The sequence below is a fragment of the Motiliproteus sp. genome, assembly GCF_965230735.1.
GTDB lineage: Bacteria > Pseudomonadota > Gammaproteobacteria > Pseudomonadales > Balneatricaceae > Motiliproteus.
In genome coordinates this window covers 3,362,735-3,384,433 of record NZ_OZ246016.1, presented here as the reverse complement: position 1 = coordinate 3,384,433, position 21,699 = coordinate 3,362,735, and the positions used below count along the sequence as shown (strand labels likewise).

The 21,699-nt window shown below is 57.1% G+C and carries 20 protein-coding genes; 19 read left to right on the top strand and 1 reads right to left on the bottom strand.

The genetic code is table 11. From position 1 onward, the window contains the following. Positions 1 to 129 precede the first annotated feature (129 nt). The 14 genes from zapE (at position 130) to ACO05M_RS15490 (ending at position 14,360) form a co-directional block, all read left to right on the top strand. Positions 130 to 1,236 (top strand): cell division protein ZapE, encoded by a 1,107-nt coding sequence (zapE, locus tag ACO05M_RS15555; RefSeq protein WP_421870759.1) that lies wholly within the window; start codon positions 130 to 132, stop codon positions 1,234 to 1,236. A 157-nt stretch (positions 1,237 to 1,393) separates the two neighbouring features. Continuing rightward, positions 1,394 to 1,945: a bacteriohemerythrin gene (locus ACO05M_RS15550; protein ID WP_421864854.1), complete on the top strand. Its 552-nt coding sequence runs from the start codon at positions 1,394 to 1,396 to the stop codon at positions 1,943 to 1,945. A gap of 262 nt (positions 1,946 to 2,207) precedes the next feature. Further along, on the top strand, positions 2,208 to 2,636 hold the full coding sequence (gene rplM / locus ACO05M_RS15545) for a 50S ribosomal protein L13 (protein WP_114695592.1): 429 nt from the start codon (positions 2,208 to 2,210) through the stop codon (positions 2,634 to 2,636). Between the two features lie 13 nt (positions 2,637 to 2,649). Then, positions 2,650 to 3,042, top strand: a complete 393-nt coding sequence (gene rpsI, locus ACO05M_RS15540) for a 30S ribosomal protein S9 (RefSeq protein ID WP_421864849.1) — start codon at positions 2,650 to 2,652, stop codon at positions 3,040 to 3,042. Between the two features lie 390 nt (positions 3,043 to 3,432). Then, entirely contained in the window at positions 3,433 to 4,035 is a 603-nt protein-coding gene (gene petA / locus ACO05M_RS15535) for a ubiquinol-cytochrome c reductase iron-sulfur subunit (RefSeq protein WP_421864847.1), read from the top strand. Then, positions 4,035 to 5,294, top strand: coding sequence for a cytochrome b (locus ACO05M_RS15530; RefSeq protein WP_114695595.1), 1,260 nt, complete (start codon positions 4,035 to 4,037; stop codon positions 5,292 to 5,294). Before petA ends, ACO05M_RS15530 begins: the two co-directional genes overlap by 1 nt. Beyond that, positions 5,294 to 6,025 carry a cytochrome c1 gene (locus tag ACO05M_RS15525; RefSeq protein ID WP_421864844.1) on the top strand — a complete coding sequence of 244 codons (732 nt, stop codon included), beginning with the start codon at positions 5,294 to 5,296 and terminating at the stop codon, positions 6,023 to 6,025. Before ACO05M_RS15530 ends, ACO05M_RS15525 begins: the two co-directional genes overlap by 1 nt. Before the next feature lie 110 nt (positions 6,026 to 6,135). Next, positions 6,136 to 6,759 (top strand): stringent starvation protein SspA, encoded by a 624-nt coding sequence (sspA, locus tag ACO05M_RS15520; RefSeq protein ID WP_421864842.1) that lies wholly within the window; start codon positions 6,136 to 6,138, stop codon positions 6,757 to 6,759. A gap of 120 nt (positions 6,760 to 6,879) precedes the next feature. Next, complete coding sequence (locus ACO05M_RS15515) at positions 6,880 to 7,287, top strand: ClpXP protease specificity-enhancing factor (RefSeq protein WP_421864840.1); 408 nt, start codon at positions 6,880 to 6,882, stop codon at positions 7,285 to 7,287. A 157-nt stretch (positions 7,288 to 7,444) separates the two neighbouring features. Continuing rightward, a complete protein-coding gene (locus ACO05M_RS15510; RefSeq protein WP_421864838.1) occupies positions 7,445 to 7,837 on the top strand; it encodes a TfoX/Sxy family protein in 393 nt (130 codons plus the stop codon). A gap of 17 nt (positions 7,838 to 7,854) precedes the next feature. Then, entirely contained in the window at positions 7,855 to 8,334 is a 480-nt protein-coding gene (locus ACO05M_RS15505) for a DUF1499 domain-containing protein (protein WP_421864837.1), read from the top strand. Between the two features lie 162 nt (positions 8,335 to 8,496). Continuing rightward, the gene (locus tag ACO05M_RS15500) at positions 8,497 to 9,981 is read left to right on the top strand and encodes an efflux transporter outer membrane subunit (protein WP_421864834.1); all 1,485 of its coding nucleotides are present in this window, start codon (positions 8,497 to 8,499) and stop codon (positions 9,979 to 9,981) included. Between the two features lie 2 nt (positions 9,982 to 9,983). Next, positions 9,984 to 11,234, top strand: a complete 1,251-nt coding sequence (locus ACO05M_RS15495) for an efflux RND transporter periplasmic adaptor subunit (protein ID WP_421864831.1) — start codon at positions 9,984 to 9,986, stop codon at positions 11,232 to 11,234. A gap of 3 nt (positions 11,235 to 11,237) precedes the next feature. Continuing rightward, positions 11,238 to 14,360: an efflux RND transporter permease subunit gene (locus ACO05M_RS15490; protein ID WP_421864828.1), complete on the top strand. Its 3,123-nt coding sequence runs from the start codon at positions 11,238 to 11,240 to the stop codon at positions 14,358 to 14,360. Between the two features lie 4 nt (positions 14,361 to 14,364). On the opposite strand, the gene cbiB is transcribed toward ACO05M_RS15490, so the two are convergent. Beyond that, a complete protein-coding gene (gene cbiB, locus ACO05M_RS15485) occupies positions 14,365 to 15,309 on the bottom strand; it encodes an adenosylcobinamide-phosphate synthase CbiB (RefSeq protein WP_421864825.1) in 945 nt (314 codons plus the stop codon). 111 nt (positions 15,310 to 15,420) lie between these two features. On the opposite strand from cbiB, the gene ACO05M_RS15480 reads away from it, so the two are divergent. The 5 genes from ACO05M_RS15480 to wecC all read left to right on the top strand — a co-directional run bounded on the left by ACO05M_RS15480 (position 15,421) and on the right by wecC (position 21,563). Beyond that, entirely contained in the window at positions 15,421 to 16,899 is a 1,479-nt protein-coding gene (locus tag ACO05M_RS15480; protein ID WP_421864822.1) for a cobyric acid synthase, read from the top strand. Between the two features lie 116 nt (positions 16,900 to 17,015). After that, a complete protein-coding gene (gene fabV / locus ACO05M_RS15475) occupies positions 17,016 to 18,218 on the top strand; it encodes an enoyl-ACP reductase FabV (RefSeq protein ID WP_421864819.1) in 1,203 nt (400 codons plus the stop codon). A gap of 280 nt (positions 18,219 to 18,498) precedes the next feature. Then, on the top strand, positions 18,499 to 18,897 hold the full coding sequence (locus tag ACO05M_RS15470; RefSeq protein ID WP_421864816.1) for a hypothetical protein: 399 nt from the start codon (positions 18,499 to 18,501) through the stop codon (positions 18,895 to 18,897). A 229-nt stretch (positions 18,898 to 19,126) separates the two neighbouring features. Then, positions 19,127 to 20,266 (top strand): non-hydrolyzing UDP-N-acetylglucosamine 2-epimerase, encoded by a 1,140-nt coding sequence (gene wecB, locus ACO05M_RS15465; RefSeq protein WP_421864813.1) that lies wholly within the window; start codon positions 19,127 to 19,129, stop codon positions 20,264 to 20,266. Positions 20,267 to 20,324: 58 nt separating this feature from the next. Next, on the top strand, positions 20,325 to 21,563 hold the full coding sequence (gene wecC, locus ACO05M_RS15460; protein ID WP_421864811.1) for a UDP-N-acetyl-D-mannosamine dehydrogenase: 1,239 nt from the start codon (positions 20,325 to 20,327) through the stop codon (positions 21,561 to 21,563). Positions 21,564 to 21,699: the final 136 nt, after the last annotated feature.

Here is a 21,699-nt window from a genome sequence, read left to right as displayed (position 1 = left end):
CGTTGTTTCGCGGTTTTTCAGGGCGGAGGCCTGGTTGGTTCCCTAAGCGAAGGGCGAATTGCCAAGGTTGGGGGCAATGGGTAAAGTGGCCGACGTTTTTTTCGACCATGCAAGGCTACCATGACCTCACTGACGCCGCTGGCGCGCTACCGCCAGGATCTTGAACGCGACGACTTCCAGTACGATCCAGCCCAGGAGATGGCGGTAAAACATCTGCAGCGCCTCTACGATGATCTGCTGGCCCGGCGCAATCAGCCCAAGCCGAAGCTGATTCAACGGCTGGGACAGCGCTTTAAAAAGTCTCAGGTAACATCGGTGCAGGGACTTTATTTCTGGGGTGGTGTCGGGCGCGGAAAGACCTACCTGATGGATCTGTTTTACGACAGTCTGCCGTTTCAGACCAAGATGCGGACTCACTTTCACCGCTTCATGCAGCGGGTCCACTCGGAGTTGACCGCCCTTGAGGGGGAGAAGAACCCGCTGGATCTGGTGGCGGGCAAGTTTGCTTCCGAAGCGGAAGTGATCTGTTTTGATGAATTCTTTGTTACCGATATCACCGATGCGATGATCCTCGGCGGCCTGATGGAAAAGCTGTTCGGCCATGGTGTAGCACTGGTGGCGACGTCCAATATTGTCCCCGATCTGCTCTACGAGAATGGTCTGCAGCGGGCACGCTTCCTGCCGGCCATCGCACTGTTGAATGAGCGCACTGATGTGGTCAATGTTGACGGTGGTGTGGATTATCGGCTGCGGGCCTTGGAGCAGGCGGAGCTATACCATTACCCGCTCGACGAGGAAGCCGATGCCAGTCTCAATCGCAGCTTTGAAAGCTTGGCGCCGGATGTACGCGATGCGATCAACGGGCTGGTGATTGATATCAACGGCCGGGCGATTCATTCACGTCGAAGCTGTGAGGATGTGATCTGGTTCGATTTTGACGCGCTTTGCGACGGCCCGCGTTCGCAGAACGACTATATCGAGATCGCCAAGCTCTACCATGCGGTGCTGATCTCCAATGTGCCGCAGCTCGGTGGTGACAAGGATGATCAGGCCCGGCGTTTTATCAATCTGATCGATGAGTTCTACGACTGCGGGGTTAAGCTGATTCTGTCGGCAGAGGTGCCGCTGGCGCAGATCTACGGCGGTGGTCAGCTGGAGTTTCCGTTTGAGCGGACCACCAGTCGGTTATTGGAGATGCAATCCCACGAATACCTGTCGCGGGAGCACAAAGCTTAGGCTGTCGTCGATTTTCGACGGTTGACCTAATATCTGGCAGTTTTTGACTTAAATTAAATTCCCCTGGATTGGGAAGCGATAGACTCGCCTCTGGTGCTTGTTGTTCCCGTTGGATGCCGAGCGCTATTTTTTGTTCGAGCGATTAGGAGAACCGACTATGTCCCCGAAACTGCAAAGCACGCTGCTGGCCTTGTCGATGCTTGTGCTGGTGACTTTTGCTGTGATCGGCTTTGTGCTGATGGGCTTTGCACATCCGCTGCCCTGGTTCAGTGTTATTCTGATAGTCGCTTGCGCCTACCTGCAGCAGCGGGTAACGGAATCCAAGCGGATTCGCTGGGATGATAGCCTGAGTGTGGGTATCGCTGAGATCGACGATGACCATAAGCGACTGTTCGAGCTGCTGGACGCCTTCTACACCGCGGCGGTGTACCAGAAAGGCGAGGCCTTCGAGCAGGCGGCGTTGAAAGAGCTGGTTGATTACACCAACGAGCACTTCGCCCGTGAAGAGAAGGAGATGGACGCGCACGAGTATCCCGACAGCGTGGAGCATAAGCGTCAGCATCAGGAAATGCGCGATAAGGTGGCGGATGTGGCGCTTAACTACGGCTCCAGCTCGGCCGAAGAGCTGGCCATCTACCTGCGTGACTGGCTTAACAACCACATCAAGAAGACCGACGCGGATCTGGGTCAGTTCCTGAATCAACGCTGATTTCTGCGCATTAAGCTCGTTCCTTAACAAACCCCGACGGCAGGCCGTTTTGGTCGTGTTTTCGGGGTTTGCTTCTTCTGGTAACTACTCTATAATGCGCCGTCCGTTTTTGGCAGGCCGATTTGCCCGCCGCGGTTTTAACCAGTAAGTAAGTTGTCACAACAGGCCGATAGCCACCGTCAGAATGTGGTTTACGGTGTGGCAACCAATAACTATAGGAAACGCCGAATCTTTAAGGTTCGGGGAAGAAAAGGCAAAACTCATGTATACAGTTAGCACTAAGCCCGCTGAAGTTAAGCGCGAGTGGTTTGTTGTTGACGCAGAAGGTAAGACTCTGGGTCGTCTGGCCACCGAGATCGCCCGTCGTCTGCGCGGCAAGCACAAGCCCGAGTACACTCCTCACGTTGACACTGGCGACTACATCGTTGTCGTTAATGCTGAGAAGGTACACGTCACTGGTAAGAAAGCCACTGACAAGATGTACCACCACCACACCGGTTACATCGGTGGCCTGAAGTCCATCTCCTTCGAGAAGCAGATCGACAAGGCGCCGCAGCGCGTAATCGAGTCCGCCGTTAAGGGTATGCTGCCCAAGGGGCCGCTGGGTCGTGCGATGTTCTCCAAACTGAAGGTTTACGCCGGCGGCGAGCATCCCCATGCAGCACAGCAACCTCAAGAACTGAAACTGTAAGGAAGGCGGATAAATGTCTACTACTCAATACTACGGTACCGGTCGTCGTAAGACCTCCACTGCACGTGTCTTCCTGAAGCCGGGTACTGGTAACATCGAAATCAACGGCCGCTCTCTGGAGCAGTACTTCGGCCGTCAGGTTGCTCGCATGATCGTTAAGCAGCCGCTGGAACTGACCGAGAACGTCGAAAAGTTTGACCTGTACATCACCGTTGCCGGTGGTGGTAGCTTCGGTCAGGCCGGTGCGATCCGTCACGGCATCACCCGTGCTCTGATGGAGTACGACGAGACTCTGCGTCCGACTCTGCGTAAAGCGGGTTACGTTACCCGTGACGCTCGTGAAGTTGAGCGTAAGAAAGTCGGTCTGCGTAAGGCCCGTAAGAAGCCGCAGTTCTCCAAGCGTTAATCGCACGGATATACGGTTACAGAAAACGCCCGGTCATCAGATCGGGCGTTTTTTTTTGGATGGGCGTCGATGCTGTTTGCTTGTGCGCTGCCTGCCAGGCCTTGCTGCGGTTGGTCTCGGTATTCTGTTTGAGCGAGCCTAACGCTGTCTTTGTGGGCCGACCAGGCGGGGTGGGTACGGTCGCGGGCGTTGGTCCGCTGCGGTTAAGCCGTTGAGCGAGTGCGATCATTGGTATAACGCACTGCAAAAAAGACCGCGCTAACCTTGTCAGAAAGCGCCAATCTCTTTAAAATTTCGGCCATTTTTGTGACCGACAAAACAGATTAAAAATCTAATCAGCCAGACGGCAGTGCTTCGCTGCACAATGGTTGATCAATGGGAGAGACCTTGATGAGTAATGAAGGCGAAAACAATGGACGCCGTCGTTTCCTGCTGGCCTCCACGTCCGTACTAGGGGCGGTGGGTGCTGTCGGGGCCGCGGTGCCATTCGTAGCTTCTTGGAATCCCAGTGCGAAGGCGAAGGCAGCAGGTGCCCCGGCGAAGGCCGACATCAGCAAGCTGGAGCCGGGTCAGCAGATGATCGTCGAGTGGCGTGGTAAGCCAGTCTGGATCGTCCGCCGTACCGAGGAGTCGCTGGCGAACCTGGAGAAACTGAACGATACGCTCGCTGATCCGAATTCCGAGAAGCCGCAGCAGCCGGATTACATTCCCAAGACTGCTGAGCGCTCTCTGAAGCCTGAGATCATGGTAATGACCGGTATCTGTACTCACCTTGGCTGTTCGCCGACCTACCGCCCCGAAATCGGTGCGGAAGACCTGGGTGGCGCTGACTGGCTGGGTGGCTTCTTCTGCCCGTGTCACGGTTCCAAGTTTGACCTGTCAGGTCGCGTTTACGCCGGCGTACCTGCCCCGACCAACCTGGTGATCCCGCCGCACTCCTACGAGAGCGACAACGTCATCGTTATCGGTATCGATCCTGAGGGGACTGCATAATGGGAAATCCAAATCGAAGCAAGGCTGAAAAAGGCCTGATGCGCTGGGTCGATGACCGCTTCCCGGCCACTCAGATGTGGGAAGACCACCTGAGCAAATACTACGCCCCGAAGAACTTTAACTTCTGGTACTTCTTTGGCTCACTGGCACTGCTGGTTCTGGTTAACCAGATCGTTACCGGTATCTGGCTGACCATGAGCTACACCCCGACCGCCGAAGGCGCTTTTGCCTCGGTCGAATACATCATGCGTGATGTTGAATACGGCTGGTTGCTGCGTTACCTGCACTCCACCGGTGCTTCGGCATTCTTCGTGGTGGTATACCTGCACATGTTCCGCGGCCTGATGTACGGTTCCTACCGTAACCCGCGTGAGCTGATCTGGCTGTTCGGTATGGCAATCTACCTGGCGCTGATGGCTGAAGCCTTCATGGGCTATCTGCTGCCTTGGGGTCAGATGTCTTACTGGGGTGCCCAGGTTATCATCTCGCTGTTCGGCGCGATCCCCTACGTAGGTGAAGACCTGCAGCAGTGGATCCGTGGTGACTACCTGATCTCCGGCATCACCCTGAACCGCTTCTTCTCGCTGCACGTAATCGCACTGCCGATCGTGCTGTTGGCTCTGGTTGTTCTTCACATCCTGGCGCTGCACGAAGTGGGTTCCAACAACCCTGACGGTATCGAGATCAAGAAGAACAAGGACGAGAAAGGTATTCCGGTTGACGGCATCCCGTTCCATCCGTACTACTCCGTTAAGGATATCGTCGGTGTGGTCGTGTTCCTGTTCGTGTTCTGCATCGTGGTGTTCTTCTTCCCCGAAGGTGGTGGCTACTTCATCGAGAAGCCCAACTTCGAGCCGGCTAACGCGCTGAAGACGCCGGATCACATCGCCCCGGTTTGGTACTTCACACCGTTCTACGCCATGCTGCGTGCGGTAACCTACCCGCTGTTCGGTGTTGATGCGAAGTTCTGGGGTGTTGTTGTGATGGGCGCTGCCATCGCGATCCTGTTCGTACTGCCTTGGCTCGACAAGAGCCCGGTCAAGTCGATTCGCTACAAGGGTATGATCTGCAAGATCATGCTGGTGGTCTTCGCGGTATCCTTCGTGATCCTCGGTGTTCTGGGCGCGCTGCCGTCCACTCCGGGCCGCACCGTGGTTGCTCAGATCACCACCACTCTGTACTTCGTGTTCTTCCTGGCGATGCCGTGGTACAGCAAAATCGACTCCACCAAACCGGTACCGGAAAGGGTGACAGGCTAATGAAAAAGCAATTTATCGCACTACTGATTGCGCTGCTGCCCATGTCCGTCATGGCTGCGGGTGCAAAGGTGGATTTGCTGCCGTTCGAAGCAAATCTGGATGACAAAGAGTCTCTGCAAAACGGCATGAAGCTGTTTGTTGAGAACTGCATGGGCTGTCACTCTGCCAAGTACCAGCGTTACGAGCGTGCCGCTGATGACCTGGAGATGGACAAGTCCTACGTCGAAGAGAACCTGATCGTCGGTGACAAGAAGATCGGTGAGCACATGACCATCGGCATGAGCGCTGAAGACGCGGCCAACTGGTTCGGTGCGCCGCCGCCCGACCTGACCCTGGAAGCGCGTCTGCGTGGTGATGCTTGGGTATACACCTATCTGAAGAGCTTCTACGTTGATGAGTCCAAACAGTGGGGCGTCAACAACAAGGTCTTCCCGGACGTTGGTATGCCTAACGTACTGCAGGGCATGCAGGGTGTGCAGGTCTGTAAAGGCGAGAACTGTGAAGAGTTCGAGCTGATCGAGCAGGGTTCTATGACCCCGGAAGAGTTCGACAAAGCCATGTACGACCTGACCAACTTCATGTCCTACATCGGTGAGCCGTCGAAGATGGTCAGCGGCAAGCTTGGCATGAAAGTGCTGATCTTCCTGGCGATCCTGTTTGTATTCGCTTATCTGCTGAAGAAAGAATACTGGCGCGACGTCAAGAGCGGCTCTTGGAGAGAGAAGCACTGATCGGATAACGGTTGCCGCTGGCGGCAGCCTTCCGAACACACGCGGCCCGCTGATTAGGTGGGTCGCGTTTTTCTGTTTTTACTATCGTGAATTTTGGCAAGGTGAACTAGATGGGTGTAACGGCAAAACGTTCCTCAATGACCTTTTTCTCTGATGGCGCTGATCATTACAGTCATCGGGTCCGCATCGTACTGGCGGAGAAGGGTGTAGCGGTTGATATCGAAGATACTGACCTGGACAACGCGCCTCAGGAACTGGCTGATATCAACCCGTACAAGAGTCTGCCGACGCTGGTGGACCGTGAGCTGGTGCTGTACGAGCCGAACATCATGATGGAGTATCTGGACGAGCGTTTCCCGCACCCGCCGCTGTTACCGGTCTATCCGGTGGCTCGTGCCGAAAGCCGTCTGTATATGCACCGGATTGAGAAGGATTGGTGTCGTCTGGTTGAGGTAATCCTTAACTCTGTTGACGCCGATGAGGTCGATAGTGCCCGTGCGGAGCTGCGTGACGGTCTGGTGGCCATCGCGCCGATCTTCTCAGAGAAGCCGTACTTCATGAGCGAAGAGTTCACACTGGTTGATTGTTGTCTGGCTCCGTTGTTGTGGCGTCTGCCGATGCTGGGCATCGAGCTGCCGGCTCAGGCTAAGCCGCTGGAGCAGTACATGGATCGTCTGTTTGAGCGTGAAGCGTTCCAGCAGAGCCTGTCAGAAACTGAGCGTGAAATGCGCTAAGCGACTGAGAAGCAAGAACCAAAAAAGGGGTGGAAACACCCCTTTTTTTATACAGTTGCCACTGCCGAAGTAATGCTCATCCGTGTATTCTAGGACCATCGAATCAGGAGCCACGAGAATATGACCCCAAGCCGTCCCTACCTAATCCGCGCGCTCAACGATTGGATTCTGGATAACCAGAGTACGCCCTACATTGTCGTCGATGCCGGTGTACAGGGGGTTGATGTTCCCAGGGAATATGTCAGCGAGGGACAGATTGTGCTGAATATTTCGGTCACCGCGGTGCAGAACCTGCTGATCGACAATGATGCTATCAGCTTCAGTGCTCGTTTCGGCGGGGTGCCGATGCAGGTCTACGTTCCGGTGGTTGCGGTGATGGCGATCTACGCCAAAGAGACCGGTCAGGGAATGAGCTTTGGTCATGAGCCGGGTGCGCCGCAGCCTGAGCCGCCCAGCACGCCGCCAACGCCGTCTACCGATAGCAAGGCGCCAAAAAGCTCCCGGCCATCACTGAAAGTGGTGAAGTAACCGGGACAGATTCCCGCTGGATCGAAACGGCCTGCAGTTGCAGGCCTTTTTTTTGCCTGAGCATGGCCTGCAGGATGAAACCGAACGAGTAGTGGCGCCGATGGGTAGTTATCGAGATGGCCCTATCACCTAAAATTAAGGTGGTAAGCCATTCGGGATGTGGTTTGGTTTCCCAAATCAGAGGCGGGGTGATGGCGAAAAAAAGAATGAGTTTGTCTCTCACTTGCTGGATTTGATGCAGGTTCTCGGCCCTGTTGAGGCAAGAAGGATGTTCGGCGGCTACGGTATCTTTCTGCAAGGATTGATGTTCGCTTTGGTCGATGGCCAGGATCTGTATTTGAAGGTTGATGACCAGACCCGCGCCGATTATGAGGCGCAGGGGTTGGAACCGTTTCGGTATTTCCGCGCAGGTAAGCCCTGTGCATTGAACTACTACCAGGCGCCGGAGTCGGTTATTGAAGAGCAGGCGTTGATGAGGTTGTGGGGAAGTCGGGCTTTTGACGTGGCACTCAAAGCTGCCGCGCTGAAGCAGCAATCCCGAACTGTTTGAAGGATATGTTGAAACGGATGGTCAAGACACTACTTATCCTGGCGCTGCTGTTGCTGGTCATGCAGAGCCTCAGCTTCTTTTACAAAGCCCGTCAGTCCCAGCAGGCACAGTTGCCGGGGCTGATCGAGGGGCGGCTGGCTGACTGTGGTACACGCCCTAACTGTGTCAGTAGCGAGCCCGGTACGGATCAGGATCACCGGGTTGAGGCTTTCGTTATTGATGAGTTTTTCCCGACCTCGGCCGAGGAGCATGTGCTGAGGCTAACGGCGCAGCAGATTGGGAGCTTGGGTGGCAAGATAGTGGTGCAACGGCCTGGCTACCTGGGTTGCGAGTTTCGCAGTTCCTTGTACGGATTTATTGATGATGTTGAGCTGCGGTTGGACGGGGAAAACGGCCTGATGCATATCCGCTCCGGCTCTCGGGTAGGTTATAGCGACTTGGGAGCCAACCGCCGCAGGGTGGAATCCCTGCGTAGGCTGCTGCGCCAGTCAAAATGATTGGCAGCACTCAGCACCAACGCAGTGCTCTTAATTTCGGCACAAGACTGAGGCTGGAGAAGCCGGTAGAGTTACGTAAATGGTTGTAAATAAGGCTGCAGTGACTGATTTGACGCAGTAGCATTAGCTTTTTTGCATAAGTCCGACCTTTCGGAGTGTAGCGTGCACGTGGAAGCACCCAGTAATCAACAATCGAACCGCTTCATTGGTGCTATGGCCTGTGTGAATCCGGCCAGGTATCTGATGTTGGGGGTCATTGGTTTGCTGGCGGGTTGTGCGAGTTGGGTTGAGCTGCCGGAACGGCAGCTGCAGGCGCCGGAACCGCCTGACTACTGGTTATCTCGGGTTGAGCACATTGAGGGTCAGCCGCAGGGTTGGCTGCAACGCCTGCAGGCACCCAAGTTGGCCGAACTGGTCGATCAGGCGCTGCAGCAAAACCCTCAGTTACAGAATACCCGGGCGTTGCTGGCTGAAGCCGAGGCTCAGGCTCGGATTGCCGGCGCGGAGCGTCAACCCACTTTAACCGCCGGTGCCCAGGCGGGCCGTTCCGGTACGGGCTCGAACGATAGTAATCAGTTCAGTGCAACGCTGACGTTTGGTTGGGAGCTGGACCTGTGGAATAAACTGTCTGACAGCGCTCGCGCCGCGGAGATCGATCGTCAGGCACTGCTGCAGGACTATCGTTCTGCGCGGCTCTCGCTGGCTGCCGCTGTCGCCAAGGCCTGGTTCAATAGCGTTGAAGCCGGTCAGCAGGTGGAGTTGAGCCGGCAGTTGGTGTCGGTGCTGGCCGATCGGCTGGAAGTGCTGGAAGAGGGCTATCAGGCCGGCTTGGTCGCTGCGTTGGATATCCATCTGGCCCGTGCCAATCTTGCCGCTGAGCGAAGCCGTCTGTCGACCCGACAGCAGGCCTTGGGTAGCGCGGTGCGTCAGCTGGAACTGCTGATGGGGCGCTATCCAGCTAACCAGCAGGCTTTGACGCCGGATTTGCCGCCGTTGCCCGAGACGATACCGGCCGGGGTGCCGTCGGAGCTGCTGCAACGCCGCTACGATATCCGTGCGGCGCAACTTCGGGTTCAGGGTGCCTGGGCCCGGTTGGATCGAAGCCACAAAGATCGTTTCCCCAGCTTCTCGCTGACCGGGTCCTACGGTAGCAGCAGCGATCAACTGGATCGGTTGCTCCGGGGAGATTCACTGGTTTGGTCGTTGTTGGGTGGATTGAGCCAGCCGTTGCTTGATGGGGGACGCCTGGAGGCGTTGGAAGCGCGGGCATTGGCCCAGGCTCAACAGCGTGAGGCCTTGTATCGGGATACGGTGCTCAATGCCTTTGATGAGGTAGAAACGGCGTTGCAGCAGGAGCGACAACTGACACGGGTTGTCGAGCAGTCGCAGATCAGTGTGGTCGAGTACCAACTGGCCGAACAGTTGGCGGCGGAGCAGTACCAGGCTGGACTGGTGCAGTACATCACCCTGCTCGAAGCCCAGCGCAGTGCCTTTGAGGCTCGCAGCAGTTACACCCAGGCCCTCAATCAGCAACTACAGAATCGAATCGATCTGTACCTGGCACTCGGCGGTGATTTCGAGCGCTCGGTCCCGGAAGCTGAACTGGCCGTTGGAACCGAATTAACTTCACTTCAAGGAAGCCCCTGATCATGAGTTCGCGCACCAGTTTCTGGATCAAGCTGATTGTGCCGCTGCTGCTGCTGGGCCTGGGCATTGCCGGGGCCAACTATATCGTCACTCATAAGCCGGAAGCCGCCACCCGTAAGAGCCCGCCGCCGAAGGCGCAGCGTGTCGATGCGACGCGATTGCAGCCACAGGCCTACCAGATAGAGCTGGAATCCTACGGTACGGTTAAGCCGCGTACCGAAAGTCAGCTGGTGGCGCAGGTCGGAGGCGCCGTCACGGCACTGTCGGAGCAGTTCCGTGAAGGGGCTTTTTTCGAGGCCGGTGATCTGCTGATGCAGATCGATGAGCGTGATTACCTGGCCTCGGTCGAAGTCGCCGAAGCGGCGCTGGCCCAGGCTCGGGCGCAGTTGAAGGAGGAGCAGGCGCGCTCGGATCAGGCGGTGCGGGACTGGCAACGCTTGGGTAAGGGCAAGGCGTCGGAGCTGGTGTTGAGAAAACCGCAGTTGGCCGCGGCCAAAGCGGCCATCGCGTCGGCCAAAGCGCAGTTATCGACTGCCAAGCTTAATCTGGAGCGGACCAAAATTCGAGCGCCTTATGCCGGGCGGGTACTGTCCAAATCGGTGGACCTGGGACAGGTGGTGTCCAACGGCACCGCCCTCGGGGAGATCTTCGCGGTCGACTATGTCGAAGTCCGGTTGCCGTTGAGTAACCGCCAGCTGGAGTATATCGATCTGCCGGAGCAGTATCGCGGCGGCGAGTTCACCAGTTCGGCGCTTCCCAAGGTGGTTCTGAGTACCCAGATCGGTCGTAACCGCTACGAATGGCAGGGCAAGATTATTCGGGTCGAGGGGGCGATCGACAGCCGCTCCAGGCAGCTCTTTGTGGTGGCCCAGGTCGAAGACCCCTACAGTTTAGGGCCCCAGGGTAATCCGCCGTTGAAAATCGGTCAGTTCGTGGAAGCGCGGATCGAAGGTCAGCGGCTCGAAACGGTCTTTGTGCTGCCACGTGCAGCGATGTCGCAGGATCATCGGGTGATGGTGATCGAACAGGGGCGGTTGCAACCGCGTACCGTCGAACCTTTGTGGATGAACCGTACCGAGGTGGTGGTGGCCGATGGTTTCAGCCAGGGGGATCTGCTCAGTTTGACCCCACTGGGAGGCACCCAGTCCGGCGTTCTGGTCCAGCCGAGGATCGACGGCGAGCTGTTGCCGCAAAAACAGGCCGAACTGGTCGCCAGCAGCCCGGTCGATACCGGTGCTGAGGAACGGGAGTAACCGATGCACGGCATGATCGCCTGGTTCGCCCGTAATCCGGTCGCCGCCAATCTGTTGATGGTGCTGATTATCGGTGCCGGTCTGCACTCACTGGCCAATCGTATTCCGTTGGAGATCTTTCCCGAGATCGAACTTGATCTGATTACCGTTCGGGTCAGCTATCCCGGTGCGTCACCGGTTGAGGTGGAAGAGGGGATCAGTATCCGGGTCGAAGAGGCGGTGCAGGATCTGCAGGGTATCGCCGATCTGGTATCACGCTCCACCGAGGGCTCGGCGGCGATTCATGTCGAAGTGGAGTCCGGCTACGACGAGCGGGTGCTGCTCGATGATGTTAAAAGCCGGGTCGATGCGATCAACACTCTGCCTGACGGGGCGGAACGACCGACGGTGACGCTGGTGCAGGCCACCCGCGAGGTCCTCAGCGTGGTGATCTACGGCGAGCGCTCCGAGCTTGAGTTGCGGCAGTTGGCCGAACGGGTTCGGGATGATATCTCGGCCCTGCCCGATGTTACCCAGGTCAAAATTGACAGCCCGCGCGAATACGAGATCTCGATCGAACTGCCCGAGGCGGTGCTGCGCGAATACGGCCTGACACTGGCCCAGGTGGCCGAGACCGTGCGGCGCGGTTCGTTGGATCTGTCGGCCGGAAATATCCGCACCCAGGGGGCCGATATCCTGGTCAGAACCAAAGGCCAGGCCTATACCGCCGACCAGTTTGAGAAGATTGTGGTGGTGTCCGGTGTCGACGGCAGTCGGATCGAGCTGGGTGATATTGCTCGAATCCGGGATGGCTTCGAAGAGGATCAGGTCAAGCTGCGCTTCGATGGTCAGCCGGCCATGGCGATCGATGTGTATCGGATCGGTGATCAGAACTCGATCGTATTGGCCGATCAGGTCAAGGAGTACATTGAGGCTCAGCGTGAACGCCTGCCCGAAGGCGTATCGATCAACTACTGGCGCGACCGCTCCAAGATCGTCAAGGCCCGTCTCCAGACTTTGAACAAGAGTGCGATCCAGGGCGGCTTGCTGGTTATCGCGCTGTTGGCCCTGTTTCTGCGCCCACAGGTCGCTTTCTGGGTCTGCGTCGGCATTCCGATCTGTTTTATGGGCGGCATCCTGATGATGCCGGAGATCGGCGTGACGCTGAACATGATCAGTCTGTTCGCCTTTATTCTGGTGCTGGGTATCGTGGTCGATGATGCCATCGTGACCGGTGAGAATATCTACACCCATTTTTGCCGTAACGGCGATGCGATGCGCTCGGCGATCGAAGGAACCCAAGAGGTGGCGGTGCCGGTCACCTTCGGGGTGCTGACCACCGTGGCCGCCTTCGTGCCGTTGATGTTGGTGGAGGGGCAGCGGGGCCAGATCTTCGCTCAGATTCCCTATATCGTGATCCCGGTGCTGCTGTTCTCGCTGGTGGAGTCGAAATTGATCCTGCCGGCGCATTTGCGGCACATGAAACCGATCAACAACGACAGTTGGATCAGTCGTTTTCAGCAGGGTATTGCCCAAGGGCTGGAGCGTTTTATCGCCCGGATATACAGTCCGGTGCTGAACTGGGTGTTGGCTCATCGCTACATCGCCTGGGCAGCGATGTTCGGCATCATGCTGATGGTTTTTGCCAGTGTGGTCGGCGGCTGGACCCGGTTTATTTTCTTCCCTCGGGTACAGCACGAGATCGCGACCGCCAGTCTGAGTATGCCGGCCGGCACCCCGTTTGCGGTGACCGAAGCGCAGGTTGATCGGCTGACTGAAGCGGCTCAGTGGGTCCAGAATGAGTATCGGGATCCGGAGACCGGCGAGAGTGTGATCCAGCATATCCTGTCGGTCAGTGGCACCGGCGGTCCCCACAAGGGACGGGTGCAGTTTGAAATCGTGGCGCCGGAAGAGCGTACCCTCGATGTGACCAGCTCCCAGTTGGTTCAATCCTGGCGCAAGCGGGTGGGTACCATCACCGGCGCCGAAACGCTGACCTACCGGGCCGAGATCGGCCGGGGTGGTGATCCGATCGATATTCGCTTCAAGGGCCACGACCTGGATCAGCTGAAAACGCTGGTGGAAGCGGTACGCAGCAAGTTGGCCACCTATCCGCACCTGTTTGATATCACCGACACCATGCTCGGCGGTAAGCAGGAACTGCAGTTGGCGCTGAAGCCGGCCGCCGAGCAGTTGGGGCTGGATCTGACCGATCTGGCGATTCAGGTGCGCCAGGCGTTCTTCGGGTTTGAGATTCAACGACTGTTGCGGGGTAGGGACGAAGTTAAGGTTTGGGTTCGCTACCCCGTCAGTGAGCGGGAATCGCTGGAAACCCTGGACCGGCTGTTGGTCCGCACCCGCGATGGGGTAGAGGTGCCGTTCACCGAAGTGGCGAGCCTGACGCCGGGGCGCAGTCCGGAGTCGATCAATCGGGTCGAGCGGATGCGTACCGGTAGCGTCAAGGCTGATGCCGATAAAGAGTTGGCCGATATCGAGGCGATCAAGCGTGATATGAAGGCCTATATCGACGAGCTGCTGCTGGACTACCCGGGAGTTCGTTACAGCTTCGAGGGTGAGGCCAAGGAACAGCGCGAATCCTTCCAGGGCTTGATCTGGGGTGGCGCCGGGGTGCTGTTTGTGGTGTTTGCGCTGCTAGCTATCCCATTCAAGTCCTATGCCCAACCGTTGATCGTGATGTCGGTGATTCCGTTCGGGCTGGTTGGCGCGATCATGGGGCATTGGTTGATGGCGATGCCGCTGACGATCATGAGCCTGATGGGAATGTTGGCGTTGACCGGGGTGGTGGTCAACGACTCTCTGGTGCTGGTCGATTACGTGAACCGGATGCGGCGTTCGGGAATGCCGCTGCAGCAGGCGGTCAGAGTGGCGGGCGCGGCTCGTTTCCGGGCGGTGATGCTGACCTCGCTGACGACCTTCTGTGGTTTGACGCCGCTGATTCTGGAGAAGAGCACCCAAGCCCAGTTCCTGATCCCGATGGCGGTCTCGCTCGGTTTCGGCATCCTGTTTGCGACCCTGATCACCTTGCTGATCGTGCCGGTCAACTACCTGGTATTGGAGGATATCCGGCGGCTGTTCGGTTCTCAGTATCTGCCGGAGCAGCCGTCCCAAAGTGCCGCTAACGGGTAGCTCCTCAGTTCAGCAGTGCCAGCGGTAACGCGATGAGGCTCAGTAGCGCCAGCCATAGCAGGCAGCTGCGGTTAACCAGGTCGATGCTCCGTTCGATCCCCGTTGGATCGGCAGCTTGCCCGCAGCCGAATTCCGGCCGTGCCTTTAGTTGATCGCCGTACCAGGCGGCGCCACCCAGTCGAATTCCCAGGGCGCCAGCCCCGGCTGCCATCACCGGTCCCGCATTGGGGCTGTCATGCAGCGGTGCTTGCCGGCGCCAGCAGTCGATCCCTTGAGAGAAACGACCGGCGAGGGCATAGCTGATTGCCGTCAGCCGGGCCGGTAGCCAGCCGAGTAGATCATCGAAGCGAGCGGCGGCCCGACCGAAATCGGTAAAGCGATCGTTGCGATAACCCCACATCGCATCCAAGGTGTTGGCCAGGCGGTGCAGCAGTGCCAGCGGTAAACCGCCGATTAGAAACCAGAACAGGGTGGCGAAGCAGGCATCATTACCGTTTTCCAGCACCGACTCGATGGCAGACCGACTCATGCCGGCGCTATCGAGCCGGGCGGGATCGCGACTGACGATATAGCTGGTGTGCAGGCGGGCTTTATCCAGGTCGCCAGCGGCCAGAGGCTTGCCAATATTGCGGGCATGCTGGGCCAGGCTTTGCCGTCCAAGGCATAGGTAGAGCCCCAGCAGTTCGATGATTACCGTCAATCCCAGTGATAGCTGTGGCAGTAACCAGAGCAGCAGCAGCGGTAAGGGTAGCGCCAATAGCATTACCCCCAGCAGCCCGCCGAGTTGGCGCTTCCAGGGGCTAACGGATGCGAGGTTCAGCCGCCGCTCTAACCGGTTGACCAGATGGCCAAAGCCGATCAGGGGGTGCAGGCGGCGCGGTTCTCCCAGCAGCAGGTCCAGCAGCAGTGCGCCGCCGATGACGGCGGTGACGAGAAGCAGAGGGTTCAAATGAGGATCCGGTTTTCAGTGTTCAGGCGGCGGTGGCTTTTTGCTAAAGTGCGCGCTCATCATAACGGCCAACCCGGCCAGATCAAGCCTCGATAGGAGCCCGTAGAACGCATGAAACGCTCGACCCTGATGGTTCAGGGCACTACTTCCGATGCCGGAAAGTCAGCGCTGGTCACCGCGTTGTGCCGCTTGCTGGCTCGCCGGGGGCTGAAAGTCGCGCCCTTTAAACCGCAGAATATGGCGCTCAACAGTGCGGTCACCGTCGATGGCGGTGAAATCGGTCGAGCTCAGGCGGCCCAGGCCAAAGCCTGTGGTCTTGAGCCCCATACCGATATGAATCCGGTATTACTCAAGCCCAACAGTGATACCGGCGCCCAGGTGATTATCCAGGGCCAGGCGGTAGGGCAGATGAAGGCCAGGGTCTATCACGATTTCAAGCCGCAAGCGATGAAGGCGGTGCTCGAGTCCCATCAGCGACTGCTGGAACAGTATGATTATGTGGTCGTCGAGGGAGCCGGCAGCCCTGCCGAGATTAATCTGCGCGATCGCGATATCGCTAACATGGGGTTTGCCGAAGCGGTGGATTGCCCGGTGATACTGGTCGCTGATATCGACAGGGGAGGCGTGTTTGCCCACCTGGTCGGTACGCTGGAGTTGCTGTCGCCCTCGGAGCAGGCCAGGGTTGAAGGGTTTGTGATTAATCGTTTTCGTGGCGATCAATCGTTGTTGCAGCCTGGTATCGACTGGTTGGAGCAGCGAACCGGGAAGCCGGTCCTGGCGGTATTGCCCTATCTGCATGGGCTCTACCTGGAAGCCGAGGACGCACTGGCCTGGAGCTCCGCGCTGGATACTGAGAAGCAGGTCCTGAAAGTGGTGGTGCCGGTGCCGCCGCGGATCTCCAACCACACCGATTTCGACCCGCTACGGTTGCATCCGCAGGTTGAGATCAGTTTTGTCCGGGCCGGCCAAGCGATTCCTGCAGCGGATCTGATTGTCTTGCCCGGCTCCAAGAGTGTCGGGCTGGATCTGATCTGGCTGCGTGAGCAGGGTTGGGAGAACGAAATTCAGCGCCATCTGCGTTACGGTGGCAAGCTGATCGGCATCTGTGGTGGCTTTCAGATGCTGGGACAGCTACTGCATGATCCCCAGGGGTTGGAAGGGCCGGCCCAGAGTTACCAGGGGCTGGGGCTGTTGGAATTTGAAACCCTGTTGGAAACCCAGAAGCAGCTGCATCGGGTTGAGGGCGAGCTGTTGCTGAACGGTCAATGCTACCGGGCTGCCGGCTACGAGATCCATGCCGGTGTCAGTCAAGGGAAAGGGCTTGAGCAGGGATTACTGTCGTTGAGGGATGCCGAGGGTGGTTTGCGAAGCGATGGGGTTTGCTCAAACGACGGACAGATTTTGGGGACCTATCTGCATGGTTTGTTTGATCATCCTGAGGCTTTGCAGGGACTATTGCAGTGGGCCGGCTTGAAGGAGAGCGACGACCTGGATATCGGCGCCGAACAACAACGGGGAATCGAACGCCTGGCAGACACCCTGGAACAGTCGGTCGAACTTGAGCAGCTCGACAGGATCTTGGGGTGTTAGCGCTTCGTGGCGGACTCGATATCGCGGCCCGTCGATCCACCTCGCCAGCCGGGGCCGCAAACAGGTATAATCCGCCTTCTGCTCTCTATTTTGCAAATCAATAAGGTGAGTCGCACGTGATCATCAAACCCAAAATTCGCGGTTTTATCTGTACCACTACCCATCCCGTCGGCTGTGACGCCAACGTTCAGCAGCAGATCGCTTACACCCAGTCCAAGGGCAAGCTTGAGAACGGACCCAAGCGTGTGCTGGTGATCGGTTCTTCCAGCGGTTACGGCCTCTGCTCACGGATCGAAGCGGCCTTTGGTGCCGGTGCGGCGACCCTCGGCGTGTTCTTCGAAAAGCCGGGGACCGAAAAGAAAGCCGGTACTGCCGGATGGTATAACTCAGCGGCGTTCGATAAAGCAGCAAAAGCAGCCGGTCTCTACTCTAAGAGCCTGAACTGCGATGCTTTCTCCCACGAAGCCAAGCAGAAGACGATCGAGCTGATCAAAGAGGAGATGGGTCAGGTTGACCTGGTGGTTTACTCGCTGGCTTCGCCGGTTCGTAAATTGCCGGATAGCGGTGAGCTGGTGCGCTCCTGCCTCAAGCCGATCGGTGAGACTTACCGCTCTACCGCGGTTGATACCAACAAAGATGTGATCATCGAGACCGAAGTCGAGCCCGCCACCGAGCAGGAGATTGCCGACACGGTGACGGTGATGGGTGGCCAAGACTGGGAACTGTGGATCGACGCGCTGGACCAGGCTGGTGTGCTGGCTCAGGGTTGTAAGTCGGTTTCCTACAGCTATATCGGTACCGATATGACCTGGCCGATCTACTGGGAAGGCGCCTTGGGTCAGGCCAAGAAGGACCTGGACCGTGCAGCCACCGAGATCAATGCTCGACTGGCCAAGCAGGGTGGTTCGGCCAATATCGCCGTGCTCAAGAGCGTGGTAACTCAGGCCAGCTCGGCAATTCCAGTGATGCCTTTGTATATCGCCATGGCCTTCAAGGTCATGAAGGATAAAGGCTTGCATGAAGGCTGTATGGAGCAGATCGAACGTCTGTTCAGCACCCAGCTCTATAAGGCCGACGGTTCGGCGGCTCAGACCGATGAAGCGGGCCGGATTCGGATGGACGACTGGGAGCTTCGTGACGATGTTCAGAGTGACTGTCGTGATATCTGGGCCGAGGTGACCACAGATAATCTACGTGATCTGACCGACTACGACGGTTATAAGGACGAGTTCCTGCGTCTGTTCGGCTTCGGTATCGAAGGGGTGGATTATGACGCCGATGTCAGCCCGGTAGCGGAGTTTGATGTCGAGCAGCTTTGATCCACTAGCTCGATCGTTTTAAAAAGCCCCGCCGGGAAACCGGCGGGGCTTTTTCATTTCAGAGGCAAAACAATGAATTTTTGTAGTTTGGCTACATTATAAGTATCGATTTTTGCGCTGCGTCATGAGCCGTTTTCAAGTTGGCTCGGTCCAGTAATCATAGGGGTTTTAGAGGCGATTAGACCAATCGCCAATAGTTGTTTTTGCTTGGGCTGGTAAGGTAGTTGGGCTTCCAAATACAACAAACTACAAAACTATAAGAAATATGAGGGTTTAGCTCATGGACTTGCATGCAGCATTACAACATGCTCAAGAACAGCAGGCCGCAACGGTGGTTGGGTTGCAAATTCATGGTCGTACAATCGAAGTCTACCGCCCCCGCTTTTCTGATATTGAAGGGCAGTGTCGGGTTGAGTATCACGAAGGCCAATTATTCCAGCATGGTTATGAGCGGAGTTCGTTCAGTCGGGATCAAATTCCGGGTGATGCAATGGACTTGGATTATTTCGTGGCTCCGCTGAGCGAAGAGGAGTTGGACTCAGTTTTTGCTCAGCAGGGTGAGATGGTCGTGCACCGCTTGCTCGAAGGTGCGCCGGATCCCCTACAGTGCGCCAGTCCGCGGGATAAGGCTGCGTTCACATCCTGGTGTATCTCAACACTGGCTGAGCGGAACGGTTGATCTTGCGGTAGGGTATTCGCTTCTGCTTCGATCTTTTTCGGGGGACGCTGTTGATCGCGGCGTCTTCCGGAGTGCTCTGCGTTTTCTAGAACCATCACCGATCTCTTCATCTGTCGCGCCCCATCGGAATGCCCGGGCTGGGTACAGTCTCTGTGGCCGATTAACGGTGTATCCGGGCCCTGACAGCTGCTAAAGTATGCGCTCTTTTTTCTGTCAGGGAATCGAGAGAATGAGCGCTCCAAAACGACTGCTGCTAGTGTTCGGGACTCGCCCGGAAGCGATAAAGATGGCGCCGGTGGTTAAGGCCTTGCAGCGGCAGGATCACTTTGATGCCCGCGTCTGCGTCACCGCTCAACATCGGCAGATGTTGGATCAAGTCTTGTCGTTGTTTGAGATTGAGCCCGACTACGACCTTAACCTGATGCGAGCCGGACAGACGTTGACCGATATCACCTGCGCGGTGATTCAAAAGCTCGAACCCATTCTTAAAGATTTCAAGCCCGATCTGGTGTTGGTCCATGGGGACACGACGACCACCTTTGCGGCCAGTCTGGCTGCGTTCTATCAGCAGATAGAGGTGGCTCATGTCGAAGCCGGGCTACGGGCCGGTAATATCTACTCCCCCTGGCCGGAGGAAGCCAACCGCAAACTAACCGGCGCCTTGACCCGTTACCACTTTGCCCCGACTGAACAGGCACGCCAGAATCTGCTGAATGAATCGGTAGCCCAAGACACTATCCATGTGACCGGCAACACCGTGATTGATGCGTTACTCTGGGTGCGCGATAAAATCGGTGCGGACCCGTCGATATCGAGCCGTTTTGCACAGCAATTTGATTTTCTCGATCCGCAGCGACGCTTATTGTTGGTGACCGGTCATCGACGGGAAAGTTTTGGTGGCGGTTTTGAACAGATCTGTGAGGCGTTGCTGCAGTTATCTGAGCGCGACGATCTGCAGATCGTCTACCCGGTCCATCTGAATCCGAATGTACAGGAACCGGTGAAGCGGATACTCGCCCAAGCGGATCGGGTGCATCTGATCGAACCGCAGGACTATCTACCCTTTGTTTACTTGATGCAGCGCGCTGATCTGTTGCTAACGGATTCGGGCGGGATTCAGGAAGAGGCGCCGTCGCTGGGTAAACCGGTTCTGGTGATGCGCGATACCACCGAACGTCCGGAGGCGGTTGAAGCCGGCACTGTTCGACTGGTGGGGGCAGACCGGGATCGTATCGTAGAGGGGGTTAACCGACTGCTGGATGATGTGGACCTCTATCAAGCCATGAGCGTGGCCCATAATCCCTATGGTGATGGTCAGGCCAGTGAACGAATCCGCACGATTTTGGCAGCGGATTTAAATGCCGGTTGAGACGATTGTAAGCGTTTGCAGGTTAGAGTTGCAGGAAGGATCACAGAAGGATTGAGTTATGGCGTTTGAGAAAGTTTCGGTAATCGGACTCGGTTATATCGGCCTCCCCACGGCCGCGGTCTTGGCCTCACGGGGTATCGACGTGGTTGGTGTGGATGTAACCGAGAAGGCGGTTGAAACGATCAATCGTGGCGAAGTGCACATTGTCGAGCCGGACCTGGATATCATCGTCAAAGCGGTGGTAACCACCGGCAAGCTGCGGGCAACCATGGTAGCTGAGCCGGCAGATGCCTTTATGATCGCGGTGCCGACGCCTTTTGTGGATGATCACCAGCCCGACTTAAGTTATATCCGCCAAGCCGCTGAGGCCATTGCACCGGTGCTTGAGAAGGGTAACCTGGTCGTGCTCGAATCAACCTCGCCGGTTGGCGCTACCGAACAGTTGTCCTGCTGGCTCGCCGAGCTGCGACCTGATCTCCACTTTCCACACAACAGCCGTGAACGGGCCGATATCAATCTGGCCCACTGTCCGGAACGTGTCCTGCCTGGGCACGTGCTACACGAGTTGGTGGCCAACGACCGGGTTATCGGAGGGTTGAGTCCCAGCTGCTCCGAGCGGGCGCGTGAACTATATAAAACCTTCGTTCGCGGAGAGTGCATCACGACCGATGCGCGTACGGCTGAACTTTGTAAACTCACGGAAAATGCCTACCGCGACGTGAATATCGCTTTTGCCAATGAGCTGTCACTGATTGCCGATAAGCTCAAGGTGAATGTCTGGGAGCTGATTGAGCTGGCCAATCGTCATCCTCGGGTCAATATTCTCAATCCGGGACCCGGTGTCGGGGGGCACTGCATTGCGGTTGATCCCTGGTTTATTGTCAGTAGCGCGCCGGAACAAGCCCGCCTGATCCGGATGGCTCGTGATGTCAACGACGGTAAACCCGGCTATGTGATTCAACAGGTTGAAGAGGCGGCTGATCAGTTTAAACGGCCGGTGATCGCCTGTTTGGGACTAGCGTTTAAGGCCGATATCGATGACTTGCGTGAAAGCCCCGCGTTGGAAATTGTGGCAGAGCTGGCCCAGCAAAATATTGGCCGAATCCTGGCGGTTGAACCCAATATCAATCAGTTGCCACCGCAGTTATCCGATCTCGGGATTGAGCTGGTCAGCCTCGAAGAGGCGATGGAGGCTTCTAATCTGGTCGTGGCGCTTGTTGATCATTCGGAGTTCAAATCGGTACCGAAGCCGCAACTGGCAAGTAAAGTGGTGGTTGATACCCGCGGGCTTTGGTGAATCCAGGAAAGTCCGTGAATAGAGCGTTCGTGGTCCTGCACTGGAATGATGTATCGGTCGTCCGCCATGGTTTCGGCGGTGTAGCCTTTGCGTATAGTCATACAAGGCTAGACGATGTAGCGAATTAGATTGATTA